Here is an 18,897-nt window from a genome sequence, read left to right on the forward strand (position 1 = left end):
CGACATGCGGTCGGCCGACCAGGGCGGGTCGAACGTCATGTTGACCTCGACACCGGAAACGCCTTCTACGGCGCCGACGGCATTTTCCACCCAGCCGGGCATTTCGCCGGCGACAGGGCAGCCTGGCGCGGTCAGCGTCATGTCGATCTTGACCGAGCGGTCGTCCTCGATGTCGATCTTGTAGATCAGGCCAAGCTCGTAGATATCGGCCGGAATTTCCGGATCGTAGACGGTCTTCAGCGCCGAGACGATGTCGTCGGTCAGCCGCGCCAGCTCGTCGGCTGGAATGGCTGATCCCGAAACCAGCGCATTGGGCGCGGTTTCCGGAGTGGTCTCGGCTGCGATGCTCACATCATCCATGGTCGTCACCCAAAAAAATCGTCATCCGAAGAATTTGCGCGCTTTTTCAAGCGCCTCGGCCAAAGCGTCAACTTCGGCCCTGGTATTATACATGCCGAACGATGCCCTGCATGTGGAGGTTACGCCGAAGCGTTTCAACAGCGGCTGGGCGCAATGGGTGCCCGCGCGGACCGCGACACCTTGCCTGTCTATCACCATCGACACGTCATGCGCATGAATGCCTTGCAGCTCGAACGAGATGATGGCGCCCTTGCCGGGCGCATCGCCGAAGATGCGCAGCGAATTGATGGCGCGCAGCCGCTCATGCGCGTAATTCTTCAGGTCTTCCTCGTGGGCGGCGATACGCTCGCGGCCTATCGATTCCATATAGTCCAGTGCCGCGCCCAGCCCGATCGCCTGCACGATCGGCGGCGTACCGGCCTCAAAACGGTGCGGCGGCTCGTTGTAGGTGACGATGTCTTCCGTCACCTCCTCGATCATCTCGCCACCGCCCATGAAGGGTCGCATGCCCTGGAGAATGTCCTTCTTGCCGTAGAGCACGCCGATGCCCGAGGGGCCGTAGACCTTGTGGCCGGTGAAGACGAAGAAGTCGCAGTCGAGATCCTGCACGTCGATCGGCATATGCACGGCGCTCTGGCTGCCGTCGACGAGGACGGGAATTCCACGCGAATGCGCGATCCGCACGATCTCCTTGATCGGCGTCACCGTGCCCAGCGCGTTCGACATCTGGGTGATGGCGACGAGCTTTGTCTTGCTGGTCAGCCGCTTCTCGAATTCCTCGATGTGGAAGACGCCGAGATCGTCGACCGGCACCCAGACCAGCTTGGCGCCCTGCCGCTCGCGGATGAAATGCCACGGCACGATGTTGGAGTGGTGCTCCATGATCGACAGCACGATCTCGTCGCCCTCGCCGATCTTGGGCATGCCATAGCCATAGGCGACCGTATTGATGGCCGCGGTCGTGTTCGAGGTGAAGACGATATTGTCGGTGCTTGGCGCGTTGAGGAAACGGCGCACCGTTTCCCGCGCCTTTTCATACGCGTCGGTCGCGGCATTGGAGAGGAAATGCAGGCCGCGATGGACGTTCGCGTATTCCTGGGAATAGGCGTGCTGGATTGTGTCCAGCACCACCTGCGGCTTCTGTGCCGAGGCGCCATTGTCGAGATAGACCAGCTTCTTGCCATAGACTTCCCGCGACAGGATCGGGAAATCGCGGCGGATCGCTTCGACGTCGTACGGGATGTTTTCGAGTTTCTGGTCCATCACAAGCTCAAAGCCTCATTTCTTCCAGCACCCCTCATCCGACCGAGCTTCGCTCGGCCCCCACCCGGGGCGAGTCACTCGCCTCGCCCGCCCTTCGGGCCCCACAAGGGGAGAAGGGAAGGCGCTAGCCGTGTGCCACAAACCAGTCGTCGAGCCGCGCTTCCAGCGCCTCGACGATCATCTCGTCGTCCAGTTCCTCGATCACCTCGGCGACGAAGGCTTTCACGAGCAGCCCTCGCGCGGTCTTCTCGTCGACGCCGCGCGCCATCAGGTAGAACAGATGGTCGTGGTCGATTTCGGTGACCGTCGCGCCATGGCCGCAAATCACGTCGTCGGCGAAGATTTCCAGCTCCGGCTTGGTCGAGAACTCGCCGTCATCCGACAGCAGCAGCGTGTTGCAGGCCATCTTGGCGTTGGTCTTCTGCGCATATTGATGGACGTTGATGCGGCCCTGGAAGACGCCGCGCGCCTTGCCCGTCACCACGTTGCGGATGACTTCCGTCGAGGTCGTGTGCGGCACGGCATGGTCCAGCACCATGGTCACATCGGTATGGGTGTCGCCGGCCAAAAGATTGATGCCGCGCAGCGTGAAGTCAGCGCCTTCGCCTGTCGTCCTGACCACGATCTCCTGGCGGACAAGCTTGCCGCCGGCATTCATGAAGAACACCGTCAGCTTCGAATTCTTGCCGAGATGCGCCTTGAACTGCGCCAGATGCGTCGCCGTTTCCGGCTGTTCCTGGACGATCAGCCACGTCACCTCGGCGCCCTCGCCCAGCACCAGCTGGCTGACCGAGCTGACCAAGCCACCGCCCTCGCCGGTCTGGCGCTCGACGACGCTTGCCTTGGCCCCAGTGCCGACGCGGACGGCCAGGCGCACGTGGGTCTGGCCGCCTGCCTGCAGGTTCTGCAGCTCGATCGGCTTTTCAAGCTCAGCGCCGTCGGCGATGTCGATGAAATAACCGTCGGCAACGAATGCCGTGTTCAACGCGCCGATGGCGTCGTCGCTGCCATAGGGATCGAGCCCAGGCGCGATGCTGCCGTCAGTCAGCTTTTCCGACAGGCGCTGCACGGATAGGCCTTCGATAGTCGGCATCTTCGTGCTCGACACCCCGTTGAGGATCGCCAGAATGGCGGAGCCTTCGACGATCGGCGCAATGGCCTTGGTGGCGGCAGCGGGATCGAAATCCGGCACCGCAGTCAGCAGGCGGCGCAGGTCGGTGTAGTGCCAGGATTCGATGCGCCGCGTCGGCAGGCCGTGCTTGATCGCCTCGATGGCGTCATCGCGCTTCAGCATCACCGCGCCATCGCCGGGCAGCAGCGACAGCCGCTCGCCAAAGGCGTCGATCAGCGCCGTTTCGGCGGAGGTTCTCTGGGGCTGTAACTGCATATTCATCAGTTTCGCCTTGCCTTCTGGCATCTCACGCGGCTTCGCCGATCACACCGGCATAGCCATTGGCTTCGAGGTCGAGCGCCAGCGATTTGTCGCCCGACTTGATGACCTGGCCCTTGTAGAGCACATGCACCGTATCAGGCACGATGTGTTCGAGCAGGCGCTGGTAGTGGGTGATGACGACGATGGCGCGGTCAGGCGCACGCAACGCGTTGACGCCGTCGGAGACGATCTTCAGCGCGTCGATGTCGAGGCCGGAATCGGTCTCGTCGAGCACGCACAGCTTCGGCTCCAGCAGCTTCATCTGCAGGATCTCGGCGCGCTTCTTCTCGCCGCCGGAGAAGCCGACATTGAGCGGCCGCTTTAGCATCGCCATGTCCATGCTGAGCGAGGCGGCTGCTTCCTTCACCCGCTTCAGGAATTCCGGGATCTTCAGCGGCTCCTCGCCACGCGCCTTGCGCTGCTCGTTCATCGCCACCTTCAGGAATTCCATGGTGGCAACGCCCGGTATCTCCATCGGGTATTGGAAGGCGAGGAAAATGCCCGATGTGGCGCGCTCGGCCGGATCCATTTCGAGGATCGACCGGCCGTTGTAGAGGATGTCGCCCTCGGTGACTTCATAGTCCTCGCGGCCGGCGAGGATGTAGGACAGCGTCGACTTGCCCGAGCCGTTCGGGCCCATGATCGCAGCGACCTCGCCGGCTTTCACCGTCAGGTTCAGGCCGCGGATGATTTCGGTGCCGTCATCGACGATGCGGGCGTGCAGGTTTCTGATTTCAAGCATTTCTATTCGTCCTGTCCGTAGCCGTCTGCCCGGCTAAACTCGATTTAACAACTGCTCCAAGGCTTCCCAAAGCCCGGGCCAAAAGCCATCCGGCGAATAAGCTGCAACGAGCAACGCAACGCCCGTCGCGCCCAACCACAACGCCAGGTCCAGACCCGCAGACCAACCGTTCATCCGATCCCGCAGATAGACGTGTTTTCCTACAGATTCGCGTTTGGGCGCCTTTGTCACCCCACGCTCCCCTCAAGGCTAATCCCAATCAGCTTCTGTGCCTCGACGGCGAATTCCATCGGCAATTGCTGGATGACATCCTTGACGAAGCCGTTGACGATCAGCGCGATCGCTTCCTCTTCCGGGATGCCGCGCTGCATGACGTAGAATTTCTGGTCCTCGGAAATCTTCGAGGTCGTCGCTTCGTGCTCGAACTGCGCCGTCGAGTTCTTGGCTTCCATGTAGGGCACGGTGTGCGCGCCGCACTGGTCGCCGATCAGCAGGGAGTCGCAGTTGGTGAAGTTGCGGGCGTTGGTCGCCTTGCGGTGCGCGGAAACCTGGCCGCGATAGGTGTTCTGCGAGAAGCCGGCGGCGATGCCCTTGGAGATGATGCGGCTCGACGTGTTCTTGCCGAGATGGATCATCTTGGTGCCGCTATCGACCTGCTGGTAGCCGTTCGACACGGCGATCGAATAGAACTCGCCCGAGGAATCGTCGCCGCGCAGGATACAGCTCGGGTACTTCCAGGTGATGGCCGAGCCGGTCTCGACCTGCGTCCACGAGATCTTCGAGCGGTCGCCGCGGCAGTCGCCACGCTTGGTGACGAAATTGTAGATGCCGCCCTTGCCCTCGGCGTCGCCGGGGTACCAGTTCTGCACCGTCGAATATTTGATCTCGGCATCGTCGAGCGCCACCAGTTCGACCACGGCAGCATGCAACTGGTTCTCGTCGCGCTGCGGCGCCGTGCAGCCCTCGAGATAGGAGACGTAGGCTCCCTCCTCGGCGATGATCAGCGTGCGCTCGAACTGGCCGGTGTTCTTCTCGTTCATGCGGAAATAGGTCGACAGCTCCATCGGGCAGCGCACGCCCTTGGGCACGAAGACGAAGGAGCCGTCGGTGAACACGGCCGAATTCAGCGTCGCGTAGTAATTGTCGGAGGTCGGCACGACCGAGCCGAGATATTTCTTCACCAGCTCCGGATGCTCGCGGATGGCCTCCGAAATCGAGCAGAAGATGACGCCGGCCTGCGCCAGCTCCTTCTTGAAGGTGGTGACGACGGAGACGGAATCGAACACGGCATCGACGGCGACGCGGCCCGACTTGTAGACATTGTCGCTGACTTCCTCGAGCTCGGAGGCGTCGGTCTTCTGCACGCCGGCGAGGATTTCCTGCTCCCGCAGCGGAATACCCAGCTTCTCGTAGACCTTCAGCAGTTCGGGATCGACGTCGCTCAGCGATGTCGGGCCGGGCGTGCTCTTCGGCGCCGCGTAGAAGTAGATGTCCTGGAAATCGATCTTCGGATAGTGGACGCGCGCCCAGGTCGGCTCGTCCAGCGTCAGCCAGCGGCGATAGGCTTCCAGACGCCATTCCAGCATCCAGGACGGTTCGTCCTTCTTGGCCGAAATGAAACGGATGATATCTTCGCTAAGCCCCTTGGGGGCCTTATCGACAGCGATTTCGGTCTGGAATCCGTATTTGTATTGGTCGACGTCGATCTTTCGGACCCGATCGATCGTGTCCTGCACAGCAGGCATATGCGTTCTCCATCCACGCCGGGGTCAAGGCCCGGCAGTTTTCAAACTATGGCACCGCCAAAAACGAACGCCGAAGAAGCGCTCGCGGCAGCGTAAGTTCCATATAGTGCGCCCCGACCGGAAATTCACCCGGCCAACATGAAACGCACGGCTCTACCAGGCCGAAAGGCCCAAATACATTTTCCTGAAGCATCGGATTTTCCCGAAAACCGCTACGCACTTTTCGGTCCGATGCTCCCAACCGCTTACGCGGCTTTTTCTCTACTCGCCCTACGCGCGGCGATTCCGGTCAGCGCAACGCGAAACAACTCGATGTCCTGCGCGCCGGTCGCCGGTCCGATCGACACGCGCAAGGCGCCGAGACTGTCACCGTATCCCATCGCTTTCAGCACATGGCTCGGCCCGACCTTGCCCGACGAACAGGCGGAGCCGGCCGACAACGCCACACCGGCCAGATCGAAGGCGATCTGCGCGGTTTCGGCTTTGACGCCCGCAATAGCGAAGAATGTCGTGTTGGCAAGCCTTGACGCACCGGTTCCAAAGATTTCCGCGTCCGGCACCAGCGTTTTCACAATGGCCTCGATCTCGTCGCGGCGCTGGTGCACCGCATCCATGGCCGGCAATCCGGTCAGAGCCTCGCGTGCAGCCACGCCAAAACCGGCAATCGCGGCCAGATTTTCCGTGCCGCCGCGATGGCCCTTTTCCTGGCCGCCGCCATTGATCAGCGGCTTCGGCATCATCAGATCGGAAGCGGCGACGATGGCGCCGACACCCTTGGGGCCGCCGATCTTGTGCGAGGACAGAACCAGATAATCGGCGTAACCCGCTGACATGTCGATCGAAACGCGCCCTGCGGCCTGGACCGCGTCGACGACGAGGATGCCGCCCGCCGCCTTGACGATCTCGGCGATACGATCGATCGGCTGGATGACGCCGGTCTCGTTGTTGGCGGCATGGATGGCGACCAGCGGCAGGCCATCGGCCTTGTCATGGTGGCCGAGCGCTGCCGCCAAGGCGCCGAGATCGGCGATGCCGTTGGCGTCGACACCGATCCGCGTCACCTGCCCGGCAGAAAAGCGCCCACCATTCAACAGGCAGGGGTGGTCTGCCTCGGACACGTAAAGCCGGCTCATGCGCACAGTGCCGCGCCCCATCTGCCAGTCCGGCGTCAGCAGCGTCGAGGCGGCTTCCGTCGCGCCGGAGGTGAACACGACGTGCTCTGATTTGGCGTTGACCAGTGCCGCGACTTCACGCCTGGCGGTCTCGATCAGGCGCCGAGCGGCGCGGCCCTCGGCGTGGACCGATGACGGGTTGGCGGCGACATCAAGCGCCGCGACCATAGCCTCGCGCGCCGCGGCAAGCAGCGGCGCACTGGCATTGTAGTCGAGATAGGCGCGTATTGCGGCCATTTTCGTCCAGTTGGTCCCGTTAGAAGCCATTCCGCCGACGTATCGCGTTATTTCCTTGAAATTCCAAGGCGAGCCGTCCTATTTACGCGGCTTGCGGCGCGGGTGGCCGGGCTCGACGTCTTGCCACTCAGTTTTGAACAATTCTAAACTAGCTTCTAAGAAGACGCTCGCCCTGCGTCAAGGCCAGAGGAAGACACGTTCCGGGCGCCGCGCATTCGTATACCCAAGTGGAGTATTTCATGCCTGAGGTCATTTTCACCGGTCCTGCCGGCCGCCTGGAGGGTCGCTACCAGCCTTCCAAGGAAAAGAGCGCGCCGATTGCCATCGTCCTGCACCCGCACCCCCAGTTCGGCGGCACGATGAACAACAAGATCGTCTACGACCTCTTCTATATGTTCCAGAAGCGGGATTTCACCACGCTTCGCTTCAATTTCCGCGGCATCGGCCGCAGCCAGGGCGAGTTCGACCATGGCACCGGCGAATTGTCGGACGCCGCGGCAGCGCTGGATTGGGTGCAGTCGCTGCATCCGGATTCCAAGAGCTGCTGGGTCGCGGGCTATTCCTTCGGTGCGTGGATCGGCATGCAGCTCCTGATGCGCCGGCCGGAGATCGAAGGCTTCATCTCGATCGCGCCGCAGCCCAACACCTATGATTTCTCGTTCCTGGCGCCCTGCCCGTCGTCGGGCCTGATCATCCATGGCGATGCCGACAAGGTGGCGCCGCCGAAGGATGTGCAGGGGCTGGTCGACAAGCTGCACACGCAAAAGGGCATCACCATCACGCAGAAGACCTTGCCTGGCGCCAACCATTTCTTCTCCAACGACGCCGACCTGCTGCTCGAGGAATGCGCTGATTATCTCGACCGCCGGCTGGCCGGCGAATTGTCGGATCCGCGCCCGAAGCGGTTGAGATAGGCAAAGGAAGAAGCGGACCGCGATGTACGAGCCTCCTCATTTCAGGGAAACGCGGCCGGAGATCCTGCACGGGTTGATCCGGGCGCATCCGCTGGGCCTGTTGATTTCCAACGGGCCCGAGGGGCCGATCGCCAACGCCATCCCGTTCCTGCTCGACGCCGACGTCGGGCCGAACGGCAGGCTGCGGGCGCATCTGGCGCGGGCCAACCCGCAATGGCGCCTGCTGGCCGACAATCCGGCTTCACCCGTGCTGATCGTCTTCCAGGGCAGCGATGCCTATGTGACGCCGTCCTGGTACGAGACCAAACGCGAGACCGGCAAGGTGGTGCCGACCTGGAATTATGCCATCGTGCAGGTGCGCGGCACCGTCAAGGTGATCGACGACCAGGACTGGCTGGCGCAGCAGATCGCCGATCTGACCGTGTCGCAGGAAGGCGCTCGCGAGGCACCCTGGGCGGTGACCGATGCGCCGGCGCCGTTCATTCAGTCGCAGATCAAGGGCATTATCGGGCTGGAAATCGAGATCAGCGAAATCCACGGCAAGTGGAAGGTCAGCCAGAACCGGCCCGTGGCCGATCGCGCCGGCGTTGCGCAAGGGCTCGAAAGCGAGCAGCACTCGTCGCCCGACATGGCCGGCCTGGTCAGATCCTATGGCGGTCTGGACGGCGTCTAGCAATGTCCCTGTAGCAAGGTTTCCGGGACATGCGCCGCACATCGCATTATGCTATTCTCCTGCAAGGCACAGTCGGGGGCACGCATGAGAAGGATTCTGATTGCAGCTCTTCTTATGGAACTGTTGGCGGGTCCAGCTGCGGCACTCAGCGAAATACAGGGGCTCGTCCAATACGATTGCCAGACGTCAAGCTGTAATCTTCAATGCACCGGAACAAACACCAATCTGTCAGTTCCCTATAAAACGCTTACGGTTTTCCAATGGAAGGATCACGTAAGGAGGTTGTGGATTGCTGTGGATGACATCCAGTACGTTCTCGGGGACGACACAACGTGCAAATTCGAAGGAAAGGCGACGTTTCAACTCGGCTCCAGCCTACTGCCGAAGCCGACTCCGCTGTGCATATGCATTGGAAGCCAATGCACTCCGCCAGGATGCCGCCCGTAGGCATGGAGGGGTGAAGAAACCCCGGATGGTTTAGGTTCTGACCTGCTTCGCTTGGCCAAACCATGCCAAGCGAAACGTCTTCTTGCGGACCGGCAACCCCGACGGCATCGGCCGAAAGATGAAGCCGAGCCGGGCAAAGACCAGCCCGCAGGCAAGCGCGAAGGCGCAGCCAAGGCCGAAGCCGGCGACGGTGTCGCTGGGATAGTGCGCGCCGACGAAGACCCGTGTCGAGGCGACGCAGGCGGTGATCGCCAGGGCGACGTACCAACGCCTTGGAAACAACAACAGGGCGACCCCGAACACCGCACCCATTGTCGTGGCATGGCCCGAGGGAAAGCCGGCAAAGCGCGCATCGAAAGCGAAGGGATGCAGCGACAACACCCCGAATTCATTGAAATACATCGGCCGAGCCCGACCGATCGCATATTTCAGCACATTGACGGTCAGGCCGGACAGGCCGACGGCGCCCAGCACCAGAAAGGCCAGGCAGGTCCAGTTGTAGGCGAGCATCAGCGAACGCCTTGAAAGGCTTCGCCAGTCCGTCAGGTTCGCGGCGACGAGCAGAAGCGCCGTTGGAATGAGATACCAGCCACCCAGGCCGAACTGCGTGAAAAAATCGGCCAGATGGACGAACCCCGGCGACCATTGGTCGCGAAGCATTCCGGCAGGTGTGTCGAGGCGAACAAATGCTGCTGCCGTCAGCAAAACCCACACCAGCACCCAGACCGACCACAAAATGTTCGGGTATCTGGCCGGGCGAGCGGCAAAGCGCCTTTTGGCGATCTGCATCGTATCGCGAAAATTGTCGACCGATCGACGCCCCACTCCAAGGAGCATAGCGGAAACGGAAGGGCGTGATTTCACCAGCATTTGAAATTCGACCCTGTCATCGACGAGCCGTCATTTGGCCACACGATAAAGGCCGAGCGACAGTTTGTCTCCCGACGAATAGTTGAGGCCATCGACTTCGGCAACGCGGGTCGCCGACTTGCCTTGCGCCGCCAGCAGCCCATTCAGCTTCTGCTCGTCCCCGATCTGTGCCAGGGCCAGCGCGCAGGTCGGATCGCCAAGCAGATGTTTGGCTACACCATCGACATCGGTCAGGACGGTCTTGGTGCCCACCAGGAACACCAGGCTCGGCTCGTGATATTCCGCCGAGGCGAGCACCGTGGTGTCGCAAGGCCTGTTGGCTTTGACCGCCGCCTCGATCGCCGGGCTCAGCCAGATCGGCTTCAGCGACGGCGCGATGACGCCGAACAACAGCCCATAGGTGATGCCCGCACAGACCGCGATGGCGCCGATGCGGCGCAGCGGTACTTGCAGCTGCCGCGAAAAGGCGAAATAGCCCGCCCCCAGTGCTGCCGCGGCCGCCGGAATGCTCCACCAGGAGAAGGTGCCGGTGAGGTAGATCGGCGCTCCAACGCAGACCGCCGCCAGGCCGAGGCTGACCACGGCAAGACCGAATGCGGTCGACCACCACAACCAATCCTGCCAGCGCCTGAGCGGCGCATTCGCCTCCTGCGGCGACAGGGTCAGCAGCCAGCCGATCAGCAGCGCCATGCCGGGATAGGCCGGCAGGACATAATGCGGCAGCTTGGTCGGGATCAGCTCGAACACCAGCCAGAACGGAATGTACCAGGCGAGGCAGAAACGCAGCCGCGGATCGTCGCGCAGACGGTTGAGGGCCTGGAGCCCCGCGCCGACCGCGATCAGGCCGAAGGGCCACATGAACAGCGAATAGGTCAGCATGTAGAAGCCGGGCGGCAAGCCGTGCGATTCCTCGCCCGAGGCGACCTTGGCCACCATATCCTTGCCGACGGCATCCTGCAGAAAGGCGCCGCCGCTCTTCCAGGTGATGAGGACGACCCACGGCAGCACGATGAGGAGCACCAGAGCAACACCGCGCACGAGCTTCAGCTTCAAGAGCCAGCGCCAGTCGCGTTCGAAGGCGAATAGCGCGGCGACCGTCAGCACCGACAACAGTGGAGCGACGGGCCCCTTGATAAGGATGCCCAGGCCTTGAGCCGCCCAGAATATCCACGGCAGATGGGCGGCTACCGGTTCGTTCCGCCGCGCTGCCAGATAGATCTGGGCGAGCGCGCCTTGCGCCGCCACGCAGCAGGCCAGCAGCATGGCGTCGGTCTTGGCGTCGCGGCCCTCGAAGGCGGTCGCGAAGATCGCCGCCATCATCAGGCCGGCGGCGAGACCTGCATTGGCCCCGAAGAGCTTCGTGCCTGTCCAGGCGATGCCAACGACGGCCAAGGCAATGCCAAGCATGGAGACGAGGCGGTAGACCCAGATCGGCGCCGCCGCCCCCTCGCCGCTCAGCGCCACGGCCGCCGATTGCAGCCAATAGATGCCGATCGGCTTCTTGTAGCGCGAGGCATCCTGAAAACGGATGTCGACATAGTCGGAGGTTTCGACCATCTGCTTGGTAGCCTGGACAAAACGCGACTCGTCGCGGTCGATAGGTGGAAGGCTCATCAGCCCACCGAAAGTCATCAGCAGGCTGAACAGAAAGAGGATGAGATAGTTCCTGTTCATCGCGGAGCTTTCCGGATCTGATCTTCGGGATGGCCCCGTCGCGGCGCTTCAGGCCCTGCCCCTGCGCGGCGCCTCAATACGCCAGCCAAATGCATGAGGCAAGAAGTGGCCTGGCCATCCACGCACGCCGCAAAAACCGGATTCCACTTTTGCTGACCGCTGGACCTTTGTCTGGCGCGCTACCAGACGCAAAACCGGATTCCACTTTTGCTGATCGCGCTTGGGTGCTAAACGCCCGCGTTCATGCACACCCGAGCCACAGCGGCCGGGCGCTTTCGGGAAAGAAACAATGTCCGCCTTCAAATCCGATTTCCTGCGCACGATGAGCGAGCGCGGTTTCATCCACCAGACTTCGGATGATGCCGGCCTCGACACTCTCTTCGCCAAGGAGACGGTGACGGCCTATATCGGCTTCGACGCGACCGCCAAAAGCCTGCACGCCGGCTCGCTGATCCAGATCATGATGCTGCACTGGCTGCAGCAGACGGGTCATCGGCCGATCGCGCTGATGGGCGGCGGCACCTCGATGATCGGCGATCCGTCATTCAAGGACGAGGCCCGCAAGCTTTTGACCCCGCAGGACATCGAAGACAACCTCGCCGGCATCCGCCGCAACTTCATGCCCTACCTCAAATTCGGCAGCGGTCCGAACGACGCCATCATGGTCAACAACGCCGACTGGCTGATGGAGATCAACTACGTCAATTTCCTGCGCGACGTCGGCCGTCACTTTTCCGTCAACCGCATGCTGGCCTTCGATTCCGTCAAGCTCCGGCTCGATCGCGAGCAGTCGCTGTCGTTCCTCGAATTCAATTACATGATCCTGCAGGCCTATGATTTCGTCGAGCTTTACAAGCGTCTCGGCTGCCGCCTGCAGATGGGCGGCTCCGACCAGTGGGGCAACATCATCAACGGCATCGATCTTGGCCGCCGCATGGAGGACGCGCAGCTTTATGCGCTGACCACGCCGCTGCTCACCACCTCGTCCGGCGCCAAGATGGGCAAGTCTGCCTCGGGCGCGGTCTGGCTCTGTGCGGAGATGCTGAGCCCCTATGAATTCTGGCAGTACTGGCGCAACACCGAGGATGCCGACGTTGCCCGCTTCCTGAAACTCTACACGACGCTGCCGCTGGACGAGGTCGCGCGGCTTGAGCGGCTCGGCGGATCCGAGATCAATGAAGCGAAGAAGATCCTCGCCACGGAGATCACCGCCCTGCTGCACGGCCGTGCAGCCGCCGAGCAAGCCAGCGATACGGCGCGCAAGACGTTCGAGGAAGGCGCGCTCGCCGAGTCGCTGCCGACCGTCGAGGTTGACAAAACAGCGCTCGAAGCCGGCGTCGGCGTCCTGTCGCTGCTCGTCACCGCCGGACTGGCGGCATCGAACGGCGAGGCGCGGCGGCATGTGCAGGGCGGCGCGGTGCGCCTGAACGACGAGCCGGTCAGCGATGAGCGCCGGCTGGTGACTCCTGAGGATTTGAGTCCGGAAAACGTCGTAAAGCTCTCCCTCGGCAGGAAAAAACACATTCTGGTGCGGCCGATTTGAACTCGATTACCGGTACTCGAAGATCGACCTGAATATTCCAGGCGCGATCACCGACAGCGGATTGACGTCCAGCAGCGGCTTGTTGGCATTGCCCTTGAGCCGGTAGGTGACGCCGATCAGGCCACGGTCGCGGCCATTGCCGAGCAGCGCGCCAACGATGGGCAATTCGCCGAAGATGCGATTGAGGCCATACACCGGCATGAAGGTGCCGGTCATGTCCATGTTGTTGTTCTGGTCGTAGAGCGTGCCCTGGAACGTCGTGCCGATGCGCGGGCCGCGCAGCACGCCATTGGCGATTTTCAGGTAACCGCTACCCTTGTCGATCTCGGCGTAACCGCGTTCGAACTTCACCCGCGACGTGTCCAGCTTGCCCTTGACCGCCTGATTGAGGCTGCGGTTGTCGCCGGCCGGGGTGGTCGAGACGATGGAGGCGAGTTTCGGTTCGTTGACCACGAAAAAGTTGCTGGTGTCGACCTTGCCCTTCAGCGATCCGTCGCTCGGCCCCGCCAGCGCCAGGGTGATCACTCCGCCTTCCATATGCTCGTAGATGTTGAGGAACCTGAGGATGGCGCCGGCGTCCGCGGACTGCATGTTGAGCGCGCGCTGGCCGGCGCCGGTGGTGTTGCTGATGCTGATCGCAGCGCCCGAACTCGCCGTGGCGCTGACCTTCAGCCCGTTCACCCGCGAACCGGCCGCGCTGTAGTCGAGCTTCAGATTGGACAATTGCTCGTCGTGGAAGCCGGTCAGCTGATCGACATCGGCGCTGACGGAAATGGCATCGGAACCGGTCGTCTTGGTGGCGGTGTCGACATCCGAGGTGAACTGCTTGATGAGTGAGCGGGCATCCAGCGCATTGCCTGATATGTCGACCGCATAGCCCTTGCCGGATCGCTTCACCGACACCGCAACGTCGTCGCCTCGGTTCAAGGTAACCTTGCTGAACCGCGCCGACGACAGAGCGCCATTGACCAGCACGATGCTGCCGTCGATGGAGAACGTCTTTCCGTTGAGATCGAAGTCGGACAGCGTCGTGGTATCGCCGGACTTGGTCATGACGAAGGTGACATTGGCGGGGACCCCTGCCCCCTTGCTCCAACCCGCCCAGGGAATGTCCAGCCTGGCATTGGTCAGATCGGCCGAAACGTTCTGGTCCCCGCTGCCGCTTTTGTCGATCGCGACCTTTACCGTTCCGGCAAGCAGCGGCTTCAGACCGGGCATGGCGGCGGCTCGGATCTTGTCGTCGAGCACCAGGGCCACCTTGCGGCTGCGCGCCGGCCCCTCATCCCTGAGCGGCTCGATCAGATCGAGTTCGGCCGGAATGCCGTTCAGCAACGCCTTGGCGGAGATCACCGCCTTTACAGGGTCGACCGTGATCGAACCGTCAGCATCCGTCACGGTCTGCCCCTCGAAAGGCTTGGCCAAGGACATACCGGTGTAGTTGAGCGACACCAGCCAATCGAGCTTCGAGGAGTCGACGCCGGACTGCAGCGGAATATCCGCCTTGACGTGGCCGGTGACGCTGCCCGACAGGTCTTCCGGCAGAATGCCGACATGTCGCATGGCGTTGATCGGCTCGTAGGATGCGAGTTCGGCAACAGCGGATGCGTCGCCAGCAACGTCGATGTCGAGCGCGCCGACGACCGGCGGGTGGTTGGCCGCCTTGACCGTCAGCGTGCCATTGCTGGCCGCGACGATGCGACCGCTAGGCATATAGACGGTGCCCGAGGACAAGGAGATATCGACATCGTTGCCGTGGAAGCCGACGACGCCAACCGCGTCGCGTATCGGCGGGATGCGGCCGGCGGTGTCGAAGCGCGATCCCTCGATCTGGAAGCGGCCGAACACCTCATCGGCGGAAAGCGGCACGCCGTTGCCCAGGCGGCCAGGCACGACCTGGAACTGGAGGTTGGCGTCGACGACGCGGCCGCCGAACAGATTGGCCAGCACCCACAGCCGGGCGTTGCGCGCGGAAAACCACGGCCACAGCTGCTTGACGTGAGAGACCTGCATGTTGTGGATGTTGAACGCCAGATTGATCCCCGGCGCCTTGCCGTCGACGAACGCCACGGCGGCGGTGCCAAGCACCTCGCCGGAGGCAGCGGACCGAAGCGCGATCTGCTCGGCGACCAGCCTGTGGCTCACCGTGTTGTAGACACCGGCAATCCGGGCGAGGAAGGTGAGCGCTGGCTCAGGCGACTCCGAAGGTGCAAGCGACGAACCGTCGCTGGTCAGGTCATAGCGATAGGCGGGTTCCTCACCCGCCGCTCCGGTTGCCGGCTTCGGCCCGATCGAACCGGCGAAATCGAATGTCGAGCGGCCGGTCTTCAGCAGCAGTTTGTCGACCTGAACCTTGTTGCTGCCGGCAACCAGTGTCGTATTGACATCGACGTCTGCCGGCAGCAGCCCGCGTGTGCCGAGATCGAGAATGGAGCCCGTCGACGACAAAGCGGCCGTCAGCCGCGATGCATTCACGCCGAACCCTTCCGATCCTGTCAGCTTCAGCGCGACCGCGCCCAACTTGCCGGCAGCGGCCGTGGTGTCACCGGCATCCGCCAGATCGATGCTGGCATCCAGCGCCGTGACGCGGTGCGCCGCGATATCGCGGGTGGCGGAAGCGGCAACGGTGACCGACCTGCCATCGACATCCGCCTTGGACGAAAACTGCATGCCGCCTGGTCCCGACTGCACGACGGTGGCGTCGGTGATCTTGAAGAGCTTGATCGCTGCGGTTTCGGGCAGCACGAATTCGACATTGCGAAGATCGATCTGGCGCAGCGAATCTTCCCGCACGGCATCGAGTGCCCGGTTGACGTTTCCGAACACCGCAGTGGACAGTTTCTCCGGATCGATGAGGCCGTCCTCATTGCGCAGCGCGGCGGTCCAGTCGCCGCCGGACGGCATCGCCGCCACGACAATGCGGGCATCGGAGATCCTGGCGCTGGTCAGCCGCACATCGCCCCACAGCAGCGGGACCAGGCGCACGCCGAAGCGCACGCGGCCGGCATCGGCCATCGGCTTGCCGTCGGCGGTTTTCAGGCTGACGTCGCTGACCTGGAGCGCGACGAAACTCGAACTGTCGAGGGTGATCCGGGCTGGCCCGACCGCGACATTGACATCGACACCGGCCAGTTTCTCAAGAGCCGTTTCCGCTTCCGTCCGAAGCCGTTCGGAACCGACGCCGGAGGCGCCAACCAGATAAACGAGCACGGCCGCCAGCAGCACAAGAGCGACCAGGCCGGCGAATAATCGCGACAGCATGCGAAAGCCGCGCCCGATCGACGCCTGACCAAGCGGCGGCACGCGGCAGGCGGACGGAAACGCCCCCAGGTCGGTGATCTCATCACGCCTGAACCGGATCTTCTCGTGCTGCGGTTGCTCCTGATCCACGCAATTTTCCGTTGTACGAACTCGATCGTGGACGAATCCCCGTTCGACACTATATCGGTGTGGCTTGGCGCGTAACCACAAACAAGGGCATCGGTATGGCTGACCTCGACGTAGGCGATCTGGCGCCGCAATTCGACCTACCACGGGACGGCGGCGGATCAGTCAGCCTTGCCGCATCCCTAGGCAAGCCCATTGTGCTCTATTTCTACCCGCAGGACGACACGACGAGCTGCACGCAAGAGGCGATCAGCTTCTCGCAGCTGAAGCCGGAGTTCGAGAAGGCCGGCGCCGTCGTGATCGGCCTCTCACCTGACAACGCCAAAAAGCACGACAAGTTCAAGTCGAAATACAATCTCACCATCGACCTCGCCGCCGACGAGGAGCGCAAGGTGATCGAAGCCTACCATCTGTGGGTCGAGAAATCGATGTACGGCCGCAAATACATGGGCGTCGAGCGCGCGACGTTCCTGATCGGCCGCGACGGGCGGATCGCCAGGATTTGGCGCAAGGTCCGGGTCAAGGGCCATGCCGAGGACGTGCTCGAGGCCGTTCGCGCGCTTTGAGGTTTTGCCGGCACGGCTGACTTCCTACAACCTTATGCCCGCCTGACGGGCAATCGACGCCGGCGAGCCGGCACCACAAGCCTTTGTTAACCTTAATAATGTGTAGTCAAGCTGTCGTTGTGTCGTAAACGAAAGCTTGGTCCCGTGAACGCAACCGGTCAGTCAGCAGTCTTCGGCAGGCGCAAGGAGCCCCATACAGTCATCATCGCCCGGGGCAACGAGATCAGGCACTTCACCATCCGGCCCTGGCTCGCGGCCTTTATCGGCTCGGCGCTGGCCGCCATTGCCATCGGCTACCTCGTGGCCACCTCCTACCTCGTGCTGCGCGACGATTTGATCGGTGCGACCACGGCGCGGCAGGCGCGCATGCAGCAGGCCTACGAAGATCGCATTTCGGCGCTTCGCGCCCAGGTCGACCGCATCACCAGCCGCCAATTGCTCGACCAGCAGCTGATGGAAACCAAGGTCAGCGAGCTGCTTGAACGCCAGAGCCAGCTGAGCCAGCGCCACGGTCGGCTTGGCCCGCTGCTTGAACGCGCCGAGAGCGACGTCGGAACAGCGCCAGCCGAAGATCCGGCAGCGGTTGCGAAGCCGGACAAACGCGCCGAAGTGACCGGCAGCATCAACCCGCCCGCGCAGAATTATGCGGTCGCCAGCCTGAGCGCCGACCTCGGCGCAGGCGACACCAGGCCGTTCTCGCTGTGGTCGACGCGCTCCGATCCGCTGCCCAACGATTCAGCCGCGGATCGTGCCGACAAGCTCTTCGTGTCGATCAACCAGTCGCTGAAATCCATTGAAAGCGATCAGCTCACCCGCATCAGCACGCTTGCCGACAAGGCCTACAAGAGCGCCGACGCGATCACCCAGGCGCTTCAAGCGGCCGGACTGCCCGTCGACAGCGACTTCGGCAAGGGCGATAGCGATGTCGGCGGACCGCTGATCCCGCTCGACAGTTCGATGATGTTCGACAGCAAGGTCAAGGAGTTGGACGAAGCGCTTGACGCGCTCGACCACCTCAAGAAGGAAGCACGCCAGCTGCCGCTGACCAATCCGGCTCCGGGTCACTCCGTCACCAGCCCGTTCGGTGTCCGCACCGACCCAATCCTCGGCACCGCCGCACTGCATTCCGGCATGGATTTCAGGGCGCCGATCGGCATGGCCGCCAAGGTCACGGCGCCCGGAATCGTCACCAAGGCAGGCTGGAACGGCGGCTATGGCCGCATGGTGGAAGTCGACCACGGCAACGGTTTCGCAACGCGCTACGGGCATCTCAGCGAGATCGACGTGAGCGTTGGCGAGAAACTGGATGCCGGCGCCGTCATCGGTAAGACCGGCAGCAGCGGCCGCTCGACCGGCCCGCATCTGCATTACGAAGTCCGCCACAATGGCGAAGCGATCGATCCCTTGCGCTTCCTGACTGTCGGCAAGAAGGTCGCCCAGTATCTGTAAGCGATCTTGGGCTCCTGCTCCATGTGGCCAACGACCATCCTGATGACTGGCTAAGGCGCTCCTATCGACAGAAACAAGGTGGCGGCCGAAACCAGGGTGGCCGCACCGACTTTCAAGGCGGCCTCATCCACGCGAAACCTGGCGTGGTGAAGCGGAAACACCGATCCGACCGCTTCGTTGCGGATTCCAAGCCGGAATTAGACCGACGGACGCTTCTCGCTGTAGTAGCCAAAGTCGTCCGCGATCGTCCATCCAGGCGTGTTGAGAACATTGTCGGCCCCGATGCAGGCCTTGGCACTGGCGACAATCAGCTCCGTCATCTCGACGTCGTTGACGACTCCGGGTTCGCCCTTGTGGATGTCGACCTGCACACTGGCGCCATGGGCCGTCGCTATTGCCTCCAGCATCGCACGAACACGGCGCCAG

The 18,897-nt window shown here is 62.7% G+C and carries 14 protein-coding genes and 1 pseudogene; 5 read left to right on the forward strand and 10 right to left on the reverse strand.

From position 1 onward, the window contains the following. The 6 genes from FCU66_RS40115 to FCU66_RS40145 all read right to left on the reverse strand — a co-directional run. A partial coding sequence (locus tag FCU66_RS40115; RefSeq protein ID WP_136625518.1) for an SUF system Fe-S cluster assembly protein occupies positions 1–360 on the reverse strand: 360 nt, incomplete at its 3' end. Between the two features lie 21 nt (positions 361–381). Next, on the reverse strand, positions 382–1,623 hold the full coding sequence (locus FCU66_RS40120; protein WP_136618765.1) for a cysteine desulfurase: 1,242 nt from the start codon (positions 1,621–1,623) through the stop codon (positions 382–384). A gap of 124 nt (positions 1,624–1,747) precedes the next feature. Then, a complete protein-coding gene (gene sufD / locus FCU66_RS40125; RefSeq protein WP_136618764.1) occupies positions 1,748–3,016 on the reverse strand; it encodes a Fe-S cluster assembly protein SufD in 1,269 nt (422 codons plus the stop codon). A gap of 25 nt (positions 3,017–3,041) precedes the next feature. After that, positions 3,042–3,797 carry a Fe-S cluster assembly ATPase SufC gene (gene sufC / locus FCU66_RS40130; protein WP_136618763.1) on the reverse strand — a complete coding sequence of 252 codons (756 nt, stop codon included), beginning with the start codon at positions 3,795–3,797 and terminating at the stop codon, positions 3,042–3,044. A 227-nt stretch (positions 3,798–4,024) separates the two neighbouring features. Next, a complete protein-coding gene (sufB, locus tag FCU66_RS40140; RefSeq protein WP_109669585.1) occupies positions 4,025–5,542 on the reverse strand; it encodes a Fe-S cluster assembly protein SufB in 1,518 nt (505 codons plus the stop codon). A gap of 245 nt (positions 5,543–5,787) precedes the next feature. Continuing rightward, a complete protein-coding gene (locus FCU66_RS40145; RefSeq protein ID WP_136618761.1) occupies positions 5,788–6,951 on the reverse strand; it encodes a cysteine desulfurase family protein in 1,164 nt (387 codons plus the stop codon). A 239-nt stretch (positions 6,952–7,190) separates the two neighbouring features. On the opposite strand from FCU66_RS40145, the gene FCU66_RS40150 reads away from it, so the two are divergent. Together FCU66_RS40150 and FCU66_RS40155 are read left to right on the forward strand one after the other, a co-directional pair. Beyond that, complete coding sequence (locus FCU66_RS40150) at positions 7,191–7,865, forward strand: alpha/beta hydrolase (protein WP_136618760.1); 675 nt, start codon at positions 7,191–7,193, stop codon at positions 7,863–7,865. Between the two features lie 22 nt (positions 7,866–7,887). Then, a complete protein-coding gene (locus FCU66_RS40155) occupies positions 7,888–8,538 on the forward strand; it encodes an FMN-binding negative transcriptional regulator (RefSeq protein WP_136618759.1) in 651 nt (216 codons plus the stop codon). A gap of 477 nt (positions 8,539–9,015) precedes the next feature. Here the strand turns inward: FCU66_RS40155 and FCU66_RS40160 are convergent, their stop codons facing one another. Then, entirely contained in the window at positions 9,016–9,774 is a 759-nt protein-coding gene (locus FCU66_RS40160; RefSeq protein WP_246094211.1) for a phosphatase PAP2 family protein, read from the reverse strand. Positions 9,775–9,885: 111 nt separating this feature from the next. Then, positions 9,886–11,529 carry an ArnT family glycosyltransferase gene (locus FCU66_RS40165; RefSeq protein ID WP_136618757.1) on the reverse strand — a complete coding sequence of 548 codons (1,644 nt, stop codon included), beginning with the start codon at positions 11,527–11,529 and terminating at the stop codon, positions 9,886–9,888. 289 nt (positions 11,530–11,818) lie between these two features. On the opposite strand from FCU66_RS40165, the gene tyrS reads away from it, so the two are divergent. Continuing rightward, positions 11,819–13,072, forward strand: a complete 1,254-nt coding sequence (tyrS, locus tag FCU66_RS40170) for a tyrosine--tRNA ligase (RefSeq protein ID WP_136618756.1) — start codon at positions 11,819–11,821, stop codon at positions 13,070–13,072. 6 nt (positions 13,073–13,078) lie between these two features. On the opposite strand, the gene FCU66_RS40175 is transcribed toward tyrS, so the two are convergent. Continuing rightward, a complete protein-coding gene (locus tag FCU66_RS40175) occupies positions 13,079–16,459 on the reverse strand; it encodes a DUF3971 domain-containing protein (protein ID WP_136618755.1) in 3,381 nt (1,126 codons plus the stop codon). Positions 16,460–16,554: 95 nt separating this feature from the next. On the opposite strand from FCU66_RS40175, the gene FCU66_RS40180 reads away from it, so the two are divergent. Both FCU66_RS40180 and FCU66_RS40185 read left to right on the forward strand, forming a co-directional pair. Further along, on the forward strand, positions 16,555–17,022 hold the full coding sequence (locus FCU66_RS40180) for a peroxiredoxin (protein ID WP_136618754.1): 468 nt from the start codon (positions 16,555–16,557) through the stop codon (positions 17,020–17,022). 144 nt (positions 17,023–17,166) lie between these two features. Next, a complete protein-coding gene (locus FCU66_RS40185) occupies positions 17,167–18,471 on the forward strand; it encodes a M23 family metallopeptidase (protein ID WP_136618753.1) in 1,305 nt (434 codons plus the stop codon). Between the two features lie 197 nt (positions 18,472–18,668). Here the strand turns inward: FCU66_RS40185 and FCU66_RS42465 are convergent. Then, positions 18,669–18,897: pseudogene (locus tag FCU66_RS42465) on the reverse strand (M20 metallopeptidase family protein); the annotation flags it as partial.

It is taken from the genome of Mesorhizobium norvegicum (assembly GCF_004919685.1).
In the GTDB taxonomy this organism is placed as follows: Bacteria; Pseudomonadota; Alphaproteobacteria; order Rhizobiales; family Rhizobiaceae; genus Mesorhizobium; species Mesorhizobium norvegicum.

Coding starts and splice junctions, on each gene's coding strand:
- tyrS (WP_136618756.1), top strand. CDS start 11,819: ATGTCCGCCTTCAAATCCGATTTCCTGCGCACGATGAGCGAGCGCGGT.
- FCU66_RS40150 (WP_136618760.1), top strand. CDS start 7,191: ATGCCTGAGGTCATTTTCACCGGTCCTGCCGGCCGCCTGGAGGGTCGC.
- FCU66_RS40120 (WP_136618765.1), bottom strand. CDS start 1,623: ATGGACCAGAAACTCGAAAACATCCCGTACGACGTCGAAGCGATCCGC.
- sufC (WP_136618763.1), bottom strand. CDS start 3,797: ATGCTTGAAATCAGAAACCTGCACGCCCGCATCGTCGATGACGGCACC.
- FCU66_RS40165 (WP_136618757.1), bottom strand. CDS start 11,529: ATGAACAGGAACTATCTCATCCTCTTTCTGTTCAGCCTGCTGATGACT.
- sufB (WP_109669585.1), bottom strand. CDS start 5,542: ATGCCTGCTGTGCAGGACACGATCGATCGGGTCCGAAAGATCGACGTC.
- FCU66_RS40145 (WP_136618761.1), bottom strand. CDS start 6,951: ATGGCCGCAATACGCGCCTATCTCGACTACAATGCCAGTGCGCCGCTG.
- FCU66_RS40155 (WP_136618759.1), top strand. CDS start 7,888: ATGTACGAGCCTCCTCATTTCAGGGAAACGCGGCCGGAGATCCTGCAC.
- FCU66_RS40180 (WP_136618754.1), top strand. CDS start 16,555: ATGGCTGACCTCGACGTAGGCGATCTGGCGCCGCAATTCGACCTACCA.
- sufD (WP_136618764.1), bottom strand. CDS start 3,016: ATGAATATGCAGTTACAGCCCCAGAGAACCTCCGCCGAAACGGCGCTG.
- FCU66_RS40160 (WP_246094211.1), bottom strand. CDS start 9,774: ATGCAGATCGCCAAAAGGCGCTTTGCCGCTCGCCCGGCCAGATACCCG.